The 17,362-nt window shown below is 28.5% G+C and carries 19 protein-coding genes and 6 pseudogenes; 20 read left to right on the forward strand and 5 right to left on the reverse strand.

Annotated elements, in window-relative coordinates; all coding sequences use genetic code 11:
• Positions 1–75 precede the first annotated feature (75 nt).
• A pseudogene (locus DJ007_RS09945) lies at positions 76–1,238 on the reverse strand (iron-containing alcohol dehydrogenase).
• 606 nt (positions 1,239–1,844) lie between these two features.
• On the opposite strand from DJ007_RS09945, the gene DJ007_RS09950 reads away from it, so the two are divergent.
• Positions 1,845–2,243 (forward strand): LysO family transporter, encoded by a 399-nt coding sequence (locus tag DJ007_RS09950; protein ID WP_240739483.1) that lies wholly within the window; start codon positions 1,845–1,847, stop codon positions 2,241–2,243.
• A 98-nt stretch (positions 2,244–2,341) separates the two neighbouring features.
• On the opposite strand, the gene DJ007_RS19260 is transcribed toward DJ007_RS09950, so the two are convergent.
• Together DJ007_RS19260 and DJ007_RS09955 are read right to left on the reverse strand one after the other, a co-directional pair.
• Positions 2,342–2,464 carry an alpha/beta fold hydrolase gene (locus DJ007_RS19260; RefSeq protein ID WP_276318734.1) on the reverse strand — a complete coding sequence of 41 codons (123 nt, stop codon included), beginning with the start codon at positions 2,462–2,464 and terminating at the stop codon, positions 2,342–2,344.
• Positions 2,465–2,502: 38 nt separating this feature from the next.
• Complete coding sequence (locus tag DJ007_RS09955) at positions 2,503–3,108, reverse strand: alpha/beta fold hydrolase (RefSeq protein WP_206076292.1); 606 nt, start codon at positions 3,106–3,108, stop codon at positions 2,503–2,505.
• A 243-nt stretch (positions 3,109–3,351) separates the two neighbouring features.
• On the opposite strand from DJ007_RS09955, the gene fabG reads away from it, so the two are divergent.
• From fabG to DJ007_RS19280, 16 genes and pseudogenes are all read left to right on the forward strand, one after another.
• Positions 3,352–4,089: a 3-oxoacyl-[acyl-carrier-protein] reductase gene (fabG, locus tag DJ007_RS09960; RefSeq protein WP_129409287.1), complete on the forward strand. Its 738-nt coding sequence runs from the start codon at positions 3,352–3,354 to the stop codon at positions 4,087–4,089.
• 41 nt (positions 4,090–4,130) lie between these two features.
• On the forward strand, positions 4,131–5,336 hold the full coding sequence (locus DJ007_RS09965) for an acetyl-CoA C-acetyltransferase (protein ID WP_129409433.1): 1,206 nt from the start codon (positions 4,131–4,133) through the stop codon (positions 5,334–5,336).
• Positions 5,337–5,413: 77 nt separating this feature from the next.
• Positions 5,414–6,408: pseudogene (locus DJ007_RS20830) on the forward strand (3-oxoacyl-ACP synthase); the annotation flags it as partial.
• Positions 6,409–6,426: 18 nt separating this feature from the next.
• Positions 6,427–7,740, forward strand: a pseudogene (locus DJ007_RS20835) (acetyl-CoA hydrolase/transferase family protein).
• Between the two features lie 120 nt (positions 7,741–7,860).
• A pseudogene (locus DJ007_RS16070) lies at positions 7,861–8,924 on the forward strand (ABC transporter substrate-binding protein).
• Positions 8,925–8,976: 52 nt separating this feature from the next.
• Positions 8,977–9,315: an ATP-binding cassette domain-containing protein gene (locus DJ007_RS19265; protein ID WP_206076297.1), complete on the forward strand. Its 339-nt coding sequence runs from the start codon at positions 8,977–8,979 to the stop codon at positions 9,313–9,315.
• Between the two features lie 80 nt (positions 9,316–9,395).
• Positions 9,396–9,698, forward strand: a complete 303-nt coding sequence (locus DJ007_RS19270; protein ID WP_206076298.1) for an ATP-binding cassette domain-containing protein — start codon at positions 9,396–9,398, stop codon at positions 9,696–9,698.
• Positions 9,677–9,733: a hypothetical protein gene (locus DJ007_RS20330; RefSeq protein WP_368359749.1), complete on the forward strand. Its 57-nt coding sequence runs from the start codon at positions 9,677–9,679 to the stop codon at positions 9,731–9,733. Before DJ007_RS19270 ends, DJ007_RS20330 begins: the two co-directional genes overlap by 22 nt.
• Positions 9,726–10,416, forward strand: a pseudogene (locus tag DJ007_RS20335) (ABC transporter ATP-binding protein). The gene DJ007_RS20330 and the pseudogene DJ007_RS20335 overlap by 8 nt, the downstream one beginning before the upstream one ends.
• Positions 10,417–10,420: 4 nt before the next feature.
• The gene (locus tag DJ007_RS09995; protein ID WP_129409434.1) at positions 10,421–10,639 is read left to right on the forward strand and encodes an ABC transporter permease subunit; all 219 of its coding nucleotides are present in this window, start codon (positions 10,421–10,423) and stop codon (positions 10,637–10,639) included.
• A 208-nt stretch (positions 10,640–10,847) separates the two neighbouring features.
• Complete coding sequence (locus tag DJ007_RS10000; protein ID WP_129409435.1) at positions 10,848–11,003, forward strand: ABC transporter permease subunit; 156 nt, start codon at positions 10,848–10,850, stop codon at positions 11,001–11,003.
• Positions 10,994–11,167 carry a hypothetical protein gene (locus DJ007_RS14795; RefSeq protein ID WP_165974111.1) on the forward strand — a complete coding sequence of 58 codons (174 nt, stop codon included), beginning with the start codon at positions 10,994–10,996 and terminating at the stop codon, positions 11,165–11,167. Before DJ007_RS10000 ends, DJ007_RS14795 begins: the two co-directional genes overlap by 10 nt.
• Complete coding sequence (locus DJ007_RS16085; RefSeq protein WP_206076299.1) at positions 11,155–11,499, forward strand: hypothetical protein; 345 nt, start codon at positions 11,155–11,157, stop codon at positions 11,497–11,499. Before DJ007_RS14795 ends, DJ007_RS16085 begins: the two co-directional genes overlap by 13 nt.
• Positions 11,500–11,525: 26 nt before the next feature.
• Positions 11,526–12,998 carry an alpha/beta fold hydrolase gene (locus tag DJ007_RS10005; RefSeq protein ID WP_240739486.1) on the forward strand — a complete coding sequence of 491 codons (1,473 nt, stop codon included), beginning with the start codon at positions 11,526–11,528 and terminating at the stop codon, positions 12,996–12,998.
• Positions 12,999–13,012: 14 nt separating this feature from the next.
• Positions 13,013–13,957 (forward strand): TetR/AcrR family transcriptional regulator, encoded by a 945-nt coding sequence (locus DJ007_RS10010; RefSeq protein ID WP_129409437.1) that lies wholly within the window; start codon positions 13,013–13,015, stop codon positions 13,955–13,957.
• A gap of 34 nt (positions 13,958–13,991) precedes the next feature.
• A complete protein-coding gene (locus tag DJ007_RS19280; protein ID WP_276318736.1) occupies positions 13,992–14,120 on the forward strand; it encodes a hypothetical protein in 129 nt (42 codons plus the stop codon).
• A gap of 59 nt (positions 14,121–14,179) precedes the next feature.
• Here DJ007_RS19280 and DJ007_RS10015 read toward each other — a convergent pair whose 3' ends face one another.
• Both DJ007_RS10015 and DJ007_RS10020 read right to left on the reverse strand, forming a co-directional pair.
• Complete coding sequence (locus DJ007_RS10015) at positions 14,180–14,299, reverse strand: MetS family NSS transporter small subunit (RefSeq protein WP_129409438.1); 120 nt, start codon at positions 14,297–14,299, stop codon at positions 14,180–14,182.
• Between the two features lie 11 nt (positions 14,300–14,310).
• Positions 14,311–15,824 (reverse strand): annotated as a pseudogene (locus DJ007_RS10020) (sodium-dependent transporter).
• A 597-nt stretch (positions 15,825–16,421) separates the two neighbouring features.
• Between DJ007_RS10020 and DJ007_RS10025 the strand changes: the two are divergent.
• From DJ007_RS10025 to DJ007_RS10035, 3 genes are read left to right on the forward strand one after another with little or no spacing between them, the layout of a single operon-like run.
• Complete coding sequence (locus DJ007_RS10025; protein WP_276318752.1) at positions 16,422–16,760, forward strand: AzlC family ABC transporter permease; 339 nt, start codon at positions 16,422–16,424, stop codon at positions 16,758–16,760.
• Positions 16,757–17,050: an ABC transporter permease family protein gene (locus DJ007_RS10030; RefSeq protein WP_129409440.1), complete on the forward strand. Its 294-nt coding sequence runs from the start codon at positions 16,757–16,759 to the stop codon at positions 17,048–17,050. The genes DJ007_RS10025 and DJ007_RS10030 overlap by 4 nt, the downstream gene beginning before the upstream one ends.
• Entirely contained in the window at positions 17,047–17,346 is a 300-nt protein-coding gene (locus tag DJ007_RS10035; RefSeq protein WP_129409441.1) for an AzlD domain-containing protein, read from the forward strand. Before DJ007_RS10030 ends, DJ007_RS10035 begins: the two co-directional genes overlap by 4 nt.
• Positions 17,347–17,362 lie beyond the last annotated feature (16 nt).

The raw sequence follows: 17,362 nt of genomic DNA on the forward strand, positions 1-17,362 counted from the left end.
TTTTATATTTTGAATTTTTCTATATTGAATAACGTATAATTTAGCTTCAATAAAAATATTCCTAACAAAATTATATTATAATGCAATTTTATAAATTTCTCTAATATCTTTTTCTTCTAATTTTTTTAATGTTCCCATCGGTGCCATTTGAACAGCATTTTTAACTAATTTCTCAATATACTCTTCTTTTGCACCTATTTCGGTTAAACTTATAGGTTGTCCGATTTTTTTATACCATTCCTTTAAAGCTTCAATTCCCAACCTTGCATCAGTTCCAGGATTTCCTGTATCTATATTGAAGACTTCTTTTGCAAATCTATCAAATTTTTCTATATAGTCATTATAGACATATTCCATCCAGGCTGGGAATATAATAGCTAATCCAGCCCATGTGCAATATCAAATAATGCAGAAACAGAATGTTCTAATGTATGACTTGACCAATCTCCTCCTGATGATCCTGCATTTAGTAAACCATTTAATGCTAATGTAGCACTCCATGCAAGATTTGCTCTTGCGTGATAATCTTCTGGTTTTTTCAATAAAATTTCTGTGCTTTTTATAACAGTTCTGATAATTCCTTCTGCAATTTGATCTTGTATTTCAGTGTCAGTTGTTCCATCAAAATAGTATTCCATAACATGGCTAATTGCATCAACGGCACCATTTACTGTTTGTTGTGGAGGTAAGGAGAATTGAACTGTAGGATCTATTATGGAAACTTTAGGATAAATATGTTTTGAATGAGTTGCCCATTTTTGCTTTGTTTCTTCCTTTGTTATAACTGAATTTCCATTCATTTCAGAGCCTGTAGCAGATAATGTTAAAACAGTAAATAATGGTAAAGCCTTTTTTATAACATACTTTCCAGAATATGCATCCCAAATATCTCCATCATAATAAAATCCTCCAGCTATAGCTTTTGCTGAATCTATTACGCTACCTCCACCAACAGCAAGAATTCCATCAACATTATTTTCCCGTGCAACTTTAATACCTTCGTGTACTTTTGATAATATTGGGTTTGGTTTAACTCCTGATACTTCAATAAAATCAATATTGTTTTCTTTTAGAGAATTTGTAACTTGTTCATATACACCATTCTTTTTTATTGAACCTCCACCATAATGCAATAAAACTTTTTTAAGACCTGATTTTTTAATTTCTTCACCTATTTTACTTACAGTATTTTCACCAAAAATTATTTTTGTTGGATTGTGAAATACAAATTTTTTCATTTTAACACCCCAATATGCATATATTTATTATTATTGATCAACAGATATTACCAAAAATATTTATGAAGTAAGGTTTTTTGAACATAATATATTATATCATAAAAACATTTATAATTAGCAAAGCTTATAATATTTTTTATTTGAATTTCAGAGTTTTATATTTATTTGACACTGTAAAAATAGTGTGATAAAATTCTTTTGATGCTTCCGATAGTACTAAATTTTTTTATTTTGTAAGGTGAGAGAATGTTATATTTAATTTTGTTTTCATTTATAATTGGTTTTCTTTTTGGGGTAAAAATGAAGCTAAAATTTTTAAAAAAGCTTAATATGGTCACTATAATTACTGTTTTGCTTTTATTTTTCATGGATTTGAGCTTGGATCAGATGAAAATCTTATAAATCAACTTTCTGAAATAGGATATTTATCTTTTATAATAGCACTTTTTTCAATTATTGGAAGCGCGTTATTACCAACGATATATGAAAAATTATTTTTAAATAGGAGCGAGAAAAAATGATATTACTAATTTCTTCGGTTATCCTGGGATTTTAAGCGGTTATTTTTTTCATAATATTAATCTTCCAGATAATTTAATTACAATATTGCTTATGATTCTTGTTTTTTCAGTTGGCGTAGATATTGGTTCTGAAGAAAGAGTACTTTCAAAGTTAAAAAGTAGTTTAAAAATAATTTTTGTACAATTTATTTTAGTAATAATAGGAAGCCTTTTCTTTGGTGGATTAGTTTCCTTTTTTACACAATTGAATTTTAAAGAAGCAATGGAGCTGCTGCAGGATGGGATGGTATTCACTTTCTGGGTAATGATAAGTTCAATGTATTCACCATTTCTTGGTGCAGTAGCGTTTTTGTCAAATGTATTTAGAGAAGTTTTGGGGATATTATTAATTCCTATATATGCTAAAATTTCACAACATGGTGCAATTGGAATAGCAGGAGCTCCCTCTATGGATACTCTGTTAGGGTGGTTTCTAAAAGTGTAGATAAAGATAAAATACTTATTAGTTTTGGGCAGGGTGTATTACTTTCAATGATAATACCGTTATTAATAACTATCATATTTTAATGAACTATTTGGTCTCTATAATAAAAATCCTTTGACAATATTACAATATATATTTATTTTTTCTAAAAAAACTGCATGACCTGCATGTTTTATAACAATTAGTTCAGAATTTTCTATTTTAGCAGATATATATTCCATGTCTTGAATAGGTGTAATAATATCTTCATCTGCAACAATTAATAAAGTTTCTTTTTTATTTTTGATAATTCATTAGTAACGTCAAAAGTTAAATTTGAAGATGATAATCTAATAAAAGCGTCAAACCAGTCTTTTGTAAGTAATTTTTTGAATAATTTTTTTCTATTTTGAAGCCAGTCGAAATTATTGTTATAGAAATCTTTAGAATATATAAATGGTAAAGCCAAATCAAAGAATTTTTCTCCATCATATAGTCTGGCAGCCACATTCCAGCTTTTCCCTATAGATACTAAAAATTTATCCACTTTGTAAGTAGTATTAGATAATATTAATTTATTTATTTTTTCAGGATATTTAATAGCAAAAATTTCAGCAACTTGTCCTCCATAAGAAAGTCCTAATAAATTTACTTTGTCTAAATTTAAATAATTTAAAAATTTGTATAAGTCATCTGCATGAATGTCGATATTATAATTTTTTTTCATTTTTATTGATCTTCCCTGATCCCTCATGTCATAAACTATAACTTTAAAGTACTTTTTTAATATATTAATATGTTCTTTCCAGCTTGCAGTATTCATCATAATTCCATTCATTAAAACTAAAGGATAACCTTCACCATGAATTTCATAATATATTCCCAAATCCTTAAAAACATATGAATCACTCCTCAATTAATTTCTTTAATTATAACACAAAATCAAAAATAATAAAAAAATACAGTTGCAAAAAAACAAATAATTATATTTAATTACTTATAATTAAATATAATCATCTATGTTTCGATGTAACTATATTTTTATATAAATGTAAAAAGAGTTAAAATGAGAAATGATTCATAAATTATGAGAAATGATTCATATATAATAGTTAGGAGGAAAAGAATAATGAGAATGGAAGGAAAAGTATGTATAGTAACAGGAGGAGCAAGAGGATTAGGAAGAGCAATGGTAGAAAAATTTGCAAAAGAAGGAGCCAAAAAAGTATATGCATGTGATTTAAATGAAGAAGCATTAAAAGAATTAGAAGAAAAATATGAAAATGTAAAAGGATATAAGCTAAGTGTAACAGATAGAAAAGCAATAGCAGAATTTAAAAATAAAGTAATGGAAGAAGAAGGAAAAGTAGATGTATTAGTAAACAATGCAGGGATAACAAGAGATGCATTAATACAAAAAATGACAGAAGAAGATTGGGATATGGTAATAGACGTAAATTTAAAAGGAGTATTTAACATGACACAACAATTTGGACCAGAAATGATGAAAGCAGGAAAAGGCTCAATAATAAACATATCATCAGTAGTGGGAGTATATGGAAATATAGGACAAACAAATTATGCAGCAACAAAAGGTGGAGTAATAGCAATGACAAAAACATGGGCAAAAGAATTTGCAAGAAAAGGAGCTCAGGTAAGAGTAAACGCAATAGCTCCAGGATTTATAAAAACACCAATGACAGAAAACTTACCAGAAAAAGTAATAGAATTAGTAAAAAGCAAAACAGTATTACAAAGAATGGGAGAACCAGAAGAAATAGCAAACACAGCATTATTCTTAGCAAGTGACGAAAGTAGTTTTATAACAGGGCAGGTAATAGGAGTAGATGGAGGATTAGTATTATAAAAATTAAAATAAAAAAAGAAGAAACAAAAGGGGAAAAGAAAATGGAAAAAGTATATATAGTAGGAGCGAAAAGAACAGCGATAGGAAGTTTTGGAGGAACATTAAAAGATAAAAAAGCAGCAGAATTAGGAGCAATAGCAATAAAAGGAGCATTAGAACAAGCAGGAATATCCCCAGAACAAGTAGATCAAACAGTAGTAGGAAACGTATTAATGGCAGGACAGGGAATGGGACCAGCAAGACAGGCAGCAATATATGCAGGAATACCAGTAGAAAAACCAGCATACACAGTACATATGGTATGTGGAAGTGGAATGAAAGCAATAATGTTAGGTGCAAATGAAATAAAATTAGGAAATTCAGAAATAGTAGTAACAGCAGGAATGGAAAGCATGTCACAGGCTCCAATGCTATTGCCTGCAAAAGCAAGATTTGGGCTAAAATTTGGAAACATAGAAATGATAGACCACATGGTATATGATGGATTAACAGATGTATTCAATCAATATCACATGGGAATAACAGCGGAAAATCTAGTAGAAATATATGGATTAACAAGAGAAGAACAGGACGAATTTGCAGCAATAAGTCAGCAAAGAGCAGAAAAAGCAATAAAAGAAGGAAAATTCAAAGATGAAATAGTACCAGTAGAAGTAAAAACAAGAAAAGAAACAATAATATTTAACACAGACGAATATCCAAGATTTGGAACAACAAAAGAAACATTAGCAAAACTCAGACCAGCATTCAAAAAAGATGGAACAGTAACAGCAGGGAATTCATCAGGAATAAATGACGGAGCAAGTGCAATAATACTAGCATCAGAAAGTGCAGTGAAAAAATATGGATTAACACCATTAGCAGAAATAATAGCCTATGAACAGGGTGGAGTAGATCCAAGTATAATGGGAATAGGGCCAGCAGCAGCAATAACAAACCTAGTAGAAAAGAAAGGAATAAAATTAGAACAAATGGAATTATTCGAACTTAACGAAGCATTTGCAGCACAATCAATAGCAGTATTAAAAGAACTAAAAGAAAAATATGGAATAAAAGAAGAATGGATGATGGAAAGAACAAATGTAAATGGAGGAGCAATAGCATTAGGACATCCAATAGGGGCATCAGGAAATAGAATAACAGTAACATTATTATATGAAATGAAAAAGAGAAACTTAGAATATGGATTAGCTTCATTATGTATAGGCGGCGGTATGGGTACTGCAATAGTTATTAAAAATATGTGAGGTGTTTATTTTCAAAAAACTAAGAAAAATGAGATACGGGAGGCTAATTAAAAATATTTCTTTGAAGAGGTGGAATTGTGAATATAGGAATAATAGGAATAGGAACATACATACCTAATACTTTCATTACCGCTGAAGAAATTTCTGAAAGAAGTGGAATTCCAGCTGATGTAATAAAAGAAAAATTTGGAATAATAAAAAAGCCAATACCTGGACCTAACGATACTACAAGTTATATGGGGATTCAAGCTGCTAAAAAAGCATTAAAAAAGGCTGATATAAAAGCTGAAGAAATTGATTTAGTTATATGGAATGGCGCCCAACACAAAGATTATCCCTGCTGGTTAGCGGGATTAAAGGTAGCTGATGAAATAGGTGCGAAAAATGCGTGGTCTTTTGATATGGAAGCTATGTGTGGTTCGATGATGAGTGGTATGGAAGTAGCACGTTCAATGATGATTGCAAATGAAGATTTAAACACGATTCTCTTGGTTAGTGGATATAGAAATGGAGATTTAATCGATTATTCAGTGAAAGAGACATCTTTTATGTTTGATATTGGTGCTGGGGTGCTGCAATGATATTAAGGAAAGATTATAATAAAAATGTTATTCTGGGAACAGCATTTAAAGGAGATGGTTCATTTGCAGAGGATTGTGTAATAGCAGTTGGAGGAACAAAAAAATGGCCGATGCAGGAAAAAGATGTAAAACAAATGCATTTTGTTGTTAGAAATATTGAAATATTTAAAAAAAAGTTGAAAGAAAGGACAATGCCAAATTTTTATTATGTTATTGACAGATCATTGGAAAAGTCAAATTTAACTCGAAAAGATATTGATTATTTAGCAATTTTACATTTTAAAAGATCCGCACATTTGGCGGTCTTAGAAGAATTGGGATTAAATGAGAAACAAACAACTTATTTAGAAGAATATGGGCATATTGGTCAGAATGATCAGGTTTTATCAATAGAATTAGGACTGAAATCCGGAAAAATAAAAGAAGGAGATATTATTGTAATGGTTGGTGCAGGGTTAGGATTTGTTTGGGCAGCTGCAACTGTAAAGTGGGAGAGTATAAGGGGTGATATTATGTGGAGAACATTATATAAGGACAAGTTAAGAAATATAGAAGAAGTAGTATTAAAACTTCCTAAAAAGGCTACTATCATTACGGGTTTGGCTTCAGCAGAAGCACAGGGATTACTAGAGAATTTGCATAAATATAAAAACCATTTTGAAAGGTTGAAGGTAGTTACTTGTTTAAATATGAAAGAATATGATTTTTTTATGAATAAAGAATATGAAAATGCCTATAACAATCATTCCTGGTTTTTAAGTCCACCAACGAGAAGAGCTCAAAAATTAGGAATAAAAATAGTAGATTTTATTCCTAATAATTTGCATATGGCAGGAACAGATAAGTTAATGGCAGAAAAAGAAGAAGATAATACTATAATTTTTTGGGAACAGTAACTCCAATGCATCAAAGAACAGGGTATTTTAACTTAGGCATATCTAATGTTTACGAATTAGATGTATTAGAAAATGCCGATATAGTTGTTTTGGAAGTTAATGAAAAATTTATATGGACACATGGTGAAACACAAGTTCATATTTCTCAAGCAGATTTTATTGTAGAAAATGCATGGGAGATTCCAGAATTACCAGTTGTTGAACCAACTGAAACAGAAAAAATCATTGCTGAATACATTTCAAATTTAGTAGAAGATGGATCAACATTACAAATAGGAATTGGAGGTATTCCAAATGCTGTAGCAAAATTATTAGATCATAAAAAAGATTTGGGTATACATACAGAAATGTTTACAGAATCTATGATTGATTTATTTGAATGTGGTGCAATAACTAATATGAAAAAAACATTGTGGAAAGGTAAATTTGTATGTACTTTCGCACTTGGGACTAAAAGGATGTATAAATGGCTTAACAATAATCCTGGAGTTTGGATTATGAGAGGAAGATATGTAAATGATCCTTATATTATTTCTAAAAATGATAATATGATAAGTATTAATACTGCTATTACAGTTGATTTAAGCGGTCAGGTGTGTTCTGAATCATTAGGAAATAGGCAATATTCAGGTACTGGGGACAACTAGATACTCATAGAGGAGCAATAATGAGTAAAAATGGAAAAGGGATTATAGCTCTGAGGAGTACTGCAAAAAATGGAACCATCTCTACAATTATACCAATGTTGCCCAGGGTTCATATGTAACTGTTCCAAGACAGGATTTAGATTATATAGTTACAGAATATGGTGTGGCGCATTTAAGAGGAAGAAGTTTTAGAGAAAGAGCGAAAGCTTTAATAAGTATATCTCATCCAGATTTTAGAGGAAGGTTAAAAGAAGAAGCGAAGAAATTAGGATATTTATAAGGGGGTATTGGAATGAAAAAGGTATTTTTGTTTTTTTTGAGTGTAATTTTTCTTATGACTTTTATTTTTGCCGAGGTTGGAATAACTGATACAGAAATCAAAATAGGTACATTTCAAGCTATGTCAGGACCTGTAGCAGTGATTGGTCAAAGTGTCGCTAATGGAATGAAAGCTTATTTTAATTATGTTAATGATAATGGAGGAATTTATGGTAGAAATATTAATCTAATTGTTGCGGATGATCAATTTAATCCTGCAAAAACAACAGTTGAAGTAAAGAGATTGATTGAAAACGATAAGGTTTTTGCTTTAGTTGGAGGATTAGGAACGCCAGGTAATCTGGCTGTTATAGATTATGTGAACAAGATGAAGGTACCATATGTTTATCAGGCAAGTGGTTCATCATTATTAGCAATACCTCCAAAAAAATATATATTCCCGGTTCAACCCAATTATACATTAGAGGGAATATAGTGATGAATTATTTAGTTAAAACAAAAAGGGCTAAAAAAATAGCTGTTATATATAGAAATGATGATGCTGGAAAGGAATTTTTAAACTCAGCATTAGAAACATTAAAAGAAAAATATAATATGAAGCCAGTTGAGACCATAGCAATAAATCCAACCGCAAATGATTTTTCAACCGAAATTACTAAATTAATTGCAAAGAAACCAGATGCAATAGCAGTAATGTTATTTATTCCTCAATCAGTTAATTTTGTAAAACAAGCTAAACAATACGGTTTACAAAAACAAAAATATGTTCTTACTTATGCAAATTCTGATACATCATATATATATTTAGCTAAAGATGCTGCAGAAGGTGTTGAAGCAATGGCCTGGGTAAATGTTGATTTTTCTAATCCTAATTTGAAACCCTTTCAAATTTACCAAAAGTATTTTAAACAAATGCCAAATGCTTATGCTATAGCGGGTATGATAGCTGCAGAAGTTTTTGTTGAAGGTTTAAATAGAGCTGGTAAAGATTTAACAAGAGAAAAATTAATTGAAGTATTAGAAGGTATGAATAAATGGTCTGGTATGCTTGCACATGAAATTACTTATAAACCGTATGATCCAAATGATAATACGTGTAGATTAGGAAAACAATCGATGTATGTATTAAGAGTAAGAAAAGGTGTATGGACTCAAATGACAAATTGGATTTATTATGACAAATAATATAAAGCGGGGTATTCCCCGCTTTATTAAAACATATTTTTGAGGTGAGATAATGCTAGAAATAAAAGGGATTACAGTTAAATTTGGAGGGTTAACTGCTGTAAATAAATTTAATATGATAATAGAGAAAGGAAAAATACATTCACTTATTGGGCCAAATGGTGCTGGGAAAACAACATTATTTAATGTAATAACAGGTGTTGTAAAACCTGTAGAAGGTGTTGTTAAATTTAAGGATGCTAATTTATTAAATCTGAAAACAGAAGAAATAATATATTATGGAATAAGTAGAACATTTCAGAATTTACAATTATTTAATTTTCTAAATGTTTATGAGAATATATATTCTGGCATAGTGCATAATTTTAAAGGGATATACCGGAAATATTAAATGGTAAATCAAAAAAATTTGAGAAAAAAATAAAAGAAAAAATATTATATGTAGCTGAATTATTAGGAATAAAAAACAGATTGTCTTCATATCCTTCACAATTATCATATGGTTTATTAAAAAGGATTGAAATTGCAAGAGCTATTGTATCTGAACCAGAAATAATATTGTTTGATGAACCAGCAGCTGGATTAAATTCCTCAGAAACAAAAGAAATAGAAGATATCTTTAAATTATTAAATAAAAAAAGAGGAATAACGATATTATTGGTTGAACATGATATGAATTTAGTTATGAAAATATCAGATAAAATAACTGTTATGAGTTTTGGAAAAAAATATCTGAAGGAACTCCTGAAGAAATATCGGATGATGAAAAAGTAATAAAAGTATATTTGGGAGAGAAAGAAAATGCTTAAAATAAAAAATTTAATAGTAAATTATGGGCATGTAAATGCTGTGAAAAACATATCTTTTGATATTAACAAAGGTGAAATAGTATCAATATTAGGAGCAAATGGAGCAGGGAAAACATCTACGTTATATGGTATTTTAAAATTGGTTAAAGAAAAAAGAAAATTATATTTTAAAGAAAATGACATTTCAAAGGAAAATACACAAAAGTTGGTAAAAAGAGGATTGATATTATGTCCCGAAAATAGAAGAATATTTCCAGGATTGAATGTGGAGGAAAATCTAAAAATGGGTAGTTTTATTCGTGGAGATGAAAAAATAATTTGGAAAAAGTGTATAATCTTTTTCCAATTTTAAAAGATAGAAGAAAACAAATTGCAGGTTATTTATCAGGTGGAGAACAACAAATGTTAGCAGTAGGAAGGTCTTTGATGGGAGATCCTGAAATATTAATGTTAGATGAGCCTTCATTGGATTAGCTCCAATAATTGTAAATGAAATATTTGATGTTTTAGTTAAACTAAAAAATGAAGGAATATCAATATTATTAGTAGAACAAAATGCAATAAAAGCATTGAAGATTAGTGATAGAGCATATATTTTAGAAACAGGAAAGATTGTTCATTCGGGAAATGCTAGTGAATTACTAAATGATGAAAAAATAAAGAAAGCTTATCTTGGTAGGTGATAAAATGTTAATATTACAAAGTATAATCTTAGGAATTCCACAGGGAGCTTTGTATGGTTTAATGGCTTTTGGTATAGCTTTAATATTCAAAAGTGTAGGTGTAATGAATTTTTCACATGGACATGCTGGTATGATTGCAACATTTTTTGCTTTTACTGTTTATTCTATTACGAATAATCTTTTTATTTCAATATTATCAGCATTAATTTTGGGTTTTTATTAGGATTTTAATAGATAAAATATTAAAACCTGTAAAGCATATATCTCATGGTGGGATGTTAATTGTTACTCTGGGATTATTAATGATATTTGAGGATTAAGTGTTTTAATTTGGGAACAAATTATCAAAGTTTTCCGGAAATTTTTACTGGTGTACCTATTATCCTACATCTAGGAGATAACATTCTAGTTATGCCAATTAATGATTTTGGGTGTCGATAATTTCATTTTCTGTTGCTATTATATTAGCATTATTTTTGAAATTTACCAAATTAGGTATTGCAATAAGGGCAAGATCTCAAGATGAAATTGGTGCTAGTGTAGTTGGAATAAGCATAGATAAAATTGATTCAATTGTGTGGGAATAGGTATTATGTTGTCTGCATTAGTTGGAGTGTTAATAGCTCCAAAAGAGTATATTCATCCAAATATGATGGTTAATATGCAATTATATGGTTTTACAGCAGGTGTATTGGCGGATTTTCGAATTTATTTGGTGCAATTTTTGGTGGATTGGTTTTGGGAGTATTAGAAAAACTTGTTGGAATGTATATATCTCCAGACTTTCAATTATCAATTATTTTAGTTTTAATTATAATAATGCTGGTGGTAAAGCCTTCGGGAATATTTTCAAAAGGTTTTGAAGGAGAGTATAAATATGAAACAGCCATTCTATATATTATTGTTTGGAATATTATTAGGAATCTTATTTATATCAAAACCTTTTATATTATTAATATTATCAAGTGTTTTGATATTTTCAATATCAGCATTAGGACTAAATTTTATTTCGGGTATGCAGGACAAATATCTATTGGACATGGCGCTTTTATGGCCGTTGGGCTTATACAACTGCTTTTTTAACTGTGAATTATAATTTTCCTTTTTTATTGAATTTAATAATTGGTATTTTTATTTCGGGAGGTTTAGGATTAATAATAGGTCTTCCAGCATTGAGATTAAAAGGTTTTTACTTAGCTATTGCTACAATGGCATTTGGGATTGCAATTGAGCAATTAATAGGTGCAATAAGTATTTTTGGTGGTCATATAGGTATAAGAAATATTCCACCGCTTATAAAAAATGATTTTGGCATGTATATTCTTAATCTAGTTTTTTATATATCTTTGAGTTATTTTTCCTCAATTATAGTAAAGTCACCTATAGGAATTAAATATAAAATGGTTAGAGAGAGTGAAATTGCATCTAAAGCATATGGGATTAATATATCATATATAAAATTGCATGCATTTGTTATTAGTGCTATTTTCGGTGGAATTGCAGGTTCTTTATATGCCCATACATTAGGATATATATCCCCATCAGATTTTGGTTTAGCTACATCGTTGAATTTGTTAGCAATGATAATTATAGGAGGGATGTCAACAATACATGGTGGATTAATAGGTGCTGGCATAATTACAGGATTACCTTTTATATTTTCTAGAACACCAGTACCAATGTCTTTAATTTTTGGTGCATTATTGATTATATTTGTTTTATTTTTTCCAAGAGGGATTATGTATGGTTTAATAATGTTATATTATAAATATTTGGAAATACCTTATGTTAGTTTAATGAAGTTATTATGGAGGAGAAAGAAAATGGAAGGTAAATATGTTAATATTAATCATAAGAAATTATATTATTATGAAAGAGGTTCCGAAAAACCTGTTATAATGATTCATGGTAATTTTGCTTCATCATTATGGTATAAAAAAGTAATTGATGTTGATGGATATCATTGTTATGCATTGGACTTGCCAAATTTTGGTAGAAGTGATAAAATAGAGAGATGTGACATAGATTTATATGCAGATTATGTAAAAATGTTTATGGATAAATTAAACATTAAAAAGGCTATTATTGTTGGACATTCATTAGGAGGAGCTGTAGCTCAATCGTTTAGTTTTAGGTATCCAGAGAAATCAGAAAAATTAATATTAATAGATTCTGCTCCGATAACTGGTTTAAAAACACCTGAAGAATATTATCCTATATTAGAAATGTATAAAAATAATAGAACGTTGTTAAAACAAGCTTTGTCAGGTATTATGTCTGAAAATAAAGATAATACGTTTCTTGATGAATTGACAAATGAAGCATTACTAATGAAAGAAGAGTGTTTTACAGGAAATGCAAGAGCATTAGAAAGAATAAATTATATAAATTTAGCTAAAAATTATAAAAATAATGTATTATTTATTGTAGGAAAAAAGGATATGCTAATTACAGGAGATATGGCAAAAGATACAATAAAGTATTTAAACGGTGAAATTAAAGTATTTAATCATGTTGGTCATTCAATTATAGTTGAAGATCCAGAATTGTTTAAAGAGGTGTTTAAAGAATTTTGTAAATAAATGGAGATGGTTATATGAAAAAAAAGAGGAATATAAAAGAAAAACTTATTGAATCTGCAATAGAAATGTTTTCTAAACGATGGTACGATACCGTATCCGTAGCAGAGATTTGTAGAAATGCCGGGCTATCAAATGGAGTGTTTTATAATTATTTTAAAAATAAGCAGGAACTTTTTGAATTTTTATTAAAAGATCTATTAAATATATTCGAAGAAGAGTTTTATCAATTTTATGGTAATACTGTAGAAGAAAAACTAAAATCATTTTTCAGTATTGTTTTTGAATCAGCTATAAAGTATAAGCCTCTTGTAACAATTTTTAGAGAAGGACAATATAGATTTCCACAATATGAGAATAAATTAAGAAATATATATGTTGATATATTAGAAAAAATATTAGAAAGAAAAATTGATGAGACAGATTATATATATATAATAGGTAGTTTGAGATTTTTAGGGATAATGTCGTCATATGGTTGGACAAATCTTGAAGAAAAAGTTTTTTATGATCTAATTTTTAATGGTGTTTTTAAAGACGAAATAAGAGAAGATATATTCAATTTGAATATTAAAGATTGTGATAAATTGGAAAAAACAACAAAGCAAATTTTAATAGATGCTGGCATAGAATTGTTTAGTAAGAAAGGTTTTCATAAAGTAAAAATTTTTGAAATAACAAATTATGTGAATCTTGCTGTTGGAACGTTTTATATTTATTTTTCAAGTAAAGAAGAATTTTTAAGAGAAATTGTAAGGCAAATAGGACACAAAACGAGATTTTTTATTTCAAATAATATTCCTGAAAACTTAAATAGGTTGGAAAAAGAAATTGTTGGTATATATTTGTTTTTAGAATTTTTTTCTAAAAATAGAAATTATTATGAAATAATAAGAGAAGCTGAATTTGTCGTTAATGATGAGGTAAAAAATACTATGAAGATTTTAAAAAAGGATATATAAAAATTTAAATAATTTAAGAAATAATAATAAAGAAATGGCGGCGATGTTTTTAATGGGGATTTCACATTATACAGGAATAGAATTTTTATTTGAAAATACGATAAAAGACAAAAAAGCTTTTTTATTAAAGCTTTCAAATTTCTTATCTCATGGTATAATATAATAGAATATCAATTTTTTTACTTTTTTATAATAAAAAAGTGCAGCGTTTTTACGCTGCACTCAATTTATTCTAATAATATTATTTTTATTAGATTTAGCTGCAATATTAAGGGACCATCCTAAACCTCCAAATAATACAACGCCAGCGAAAATCATAAAGAATATAGCACTTCCTGTCATAGTTTCGCCCCTTATTCTTCCTCTAAAGTAATTTCTGTTTCTTGAATGCTATACTTCTCATCTTTAGATGGTATTTTAGCAAATATAATTGCTAAAATAGGTACTAATATAAACACAATAAATCCTGTTGTTAATGCCCATCCTGGATATCCACCATATGGATTTTTGATTTCGTCAAATATATTAAGGCCTAAAATTATAGTTAATACAATAGGAATAACAAATTTTAGAGAAATATCAAACCATCCACCAATTTTTATTTCTGATACTGAGTTTATATATTTTCTCAATTTATCAGCACCAAATATCCATCCAATTACAATTGATTCAAGAATACCTACTACTAATAAAGCATAAGTACCCATGAAATGGTCTATAATATCTAACCAATATAAACCGCCCTGTGTAGCGAATAATAATCCAAAATGAAACCTAAAATGGAGAATCCAATTAAAAATGATTTTTTATTAACTTTAAATTTGTCACCAGCAGCAGCTTCAATTGCTTCTACCAATGAGAAAGCAGAATCTATACCAAGTGTCAATAACATAATAAAGAATGCTAATCCAATAATGGATTGAACAATAGGACCACCTGGAATTAATGATATTGCCTGTGGATAAACAACAAATGCTAATCCCACACCACCACTAACAACTTCGTTTACCTGGACATTCATTTGCTGTGCCATGTAACCTAATACTGAGAATACAGCAATACCTGCTAAGAAAGAAGTAGCCGAGTTTCCTAATGCTGTAATTATTGCATTATTAGCAACATCATTCTTTTTGTTATTATAACTTCCATATGCAATCATAATACCAAAAGCAACACTTAACGAAAAGAAAATTTGACCAAATGCGTTAGCCCAAACCCTTGCATCAGCTAATTTAGCAAAATTTGGTTGGAATAAATAATTCAAACCTGTTGCAGCTCCAGGTAATGTAATACCTCTAATACCCAATAACAACAATAAAATTACAGGTAATGGGACTGTCCACATAACAGTCTTTCCAACTGATTCAGTTCCTTTTCTTAAAATCATATATATCCACAACCAGGAAATTAATAATCCAATAACTATAGGCCATCTTAATCCTCCTAATTGCCCAGGACCATCTGTTAATTTTAAAAAGTCTCCAAAGAAAAATCCTTTTGGATTATCTTTCCATGCTACGCCTAAAGAATGATATAAATAATTGAAAATCCATGCCATTATTACATTGTAATAAAAAGTAATGATAGAACCTGTAATAACAGCCCACCAACCAATAAATTCAGCGTTTTTAGAAATTTTTCCCAATGCTTTAGGAGCACTGGCTTGAAATCCCTGTCCAATGGCAAATTCTGCCATCAAGATAGGAATACCAGCAATAAATAATGCTACAAAATAAGGAATGTAAAAAGCTCCTCCACCGTTTTGATATGCCATATAAGGGAAACGCCAGGCATTACCCAAACCTGCAGCTGAACCTATAGCTGCTAAAACAAAAGCCCATCTTGAACCCCACTTTTGTCTCGCCATAATCTCACTCCTCTCATGTTAAAATTTTATAAAAAATATTTCTTCATTATAATATATATTACTTTTGATATTGTTATGTGACAATTAGTATGAAAAATATTTCATACAGGTTAATCAAATTATATAATACCATAAAATGACTCTAAAGTCAATACTTTTTATTAACAAGTGAAAAAAATCATATAATTAATATTCATAATAATAGTAAAAAATTTACTTAACCAATATGTGTTTTTACTATTTTCGATATATATTTCTATATCAATATTTAGTTTACACTTTAAAATATTCTAATTCTATATTAGATTTTTTTCAAATAATTCAGGTATTATATGAAGGTATATTTTATATATAATTGTTTTTAATAATAATTAAAAATTTTAGTAAATCATTATTTGAAGTTATTAAGATAAATTGTTGATGATTAAGTTTGATTAGATAAAAAAATTGTAATTTATAGATTTTTATTTTTTTTGGTAATATTAAATTTAAAGAAGTATAATAGGTTGTTTTATGGTTAAGAAGATATTCTTGTTGAATATGGAGGATAAGGATGAAGGAATTTTATAGGGTTTAAAAGATGGTATACCAATATCTATAGGATATATTACAATTGCAATTGCTTTTGGTGTTCTGGTTAAAACAAATGATTACCCATCATATGTGGGTTGGATGATGTCGATTATAGTGTTTGCTGGAGCAAGTCAATTTGTTGCAATTGAGATGATAAAAAACGCAACTATTCTTGAAGTTGTGATTACAACATTTTTCTTAAATTTAAGGCATATTTTAATGTCATCTTCAATATCAACAAAAATCGAAAAAAATAAAAAAATGTATATGTTAGCTTTTGGTGTTACTGATGAGACATTTTCTGTATCCTACTTTAATAATGAAAAAAAAATACCTTTTGATTATCTTCTTGGATTATTTTGATTTCATATTTAGGATGGATTTCCGGAACATTTATTGGATTATTATTTTCTTCAAATTTTAATACTGCATTAAAAAATAGTATGGGAATTGCGTTATATGCAATGTTTTTAAGCATACTAATCCCTAATCTAAAAAAATCTATCTATACGAGTCTAAGTGTTTTAGTATCAATAGTTATATATTTAGTTTTAAAACAATTTATACCAAAATATTTTAGTATTATAATTGTTTCGATTCTTGTATCTTTTATTTTTGCTTTTTTTGAAAAAAATGAGGATGATTTAAAATGAATAAATATATTTTAACCATAATACTCATGGGAATAGTTACTTTTATACCAAGAGTTTTACCCTTTATTATTTCAGATAAAATTAATTCAAATAGGTTTTTAAAAAGATTTTTTAAGTATATTCCATATACCATTTTAGGAATGTTAATTATTCCGGATATTTTTTATTCTACAGGTAGTTTTATCACGGGAACAATAGGTTTTTTTGTAGCTCTTATTTTGTCATTTATGAATTTAAATTCGATAATCGTAATTTTTGCCGCAGTTCTAATTGTTTATATTTTAAATTTAAATTAAGGGCATAGAACTCTAT

The sequence above is a fragment of the Marinitoga lauensis genome (assembly GCF_004135675.1).
Taxonomy (GTDB): domain Bacteria; phylum Thermotogota; class Thermotogae; order Petrotogales; family Petrotogaceae; genus Marinitoga; species Marinitoga lauensis.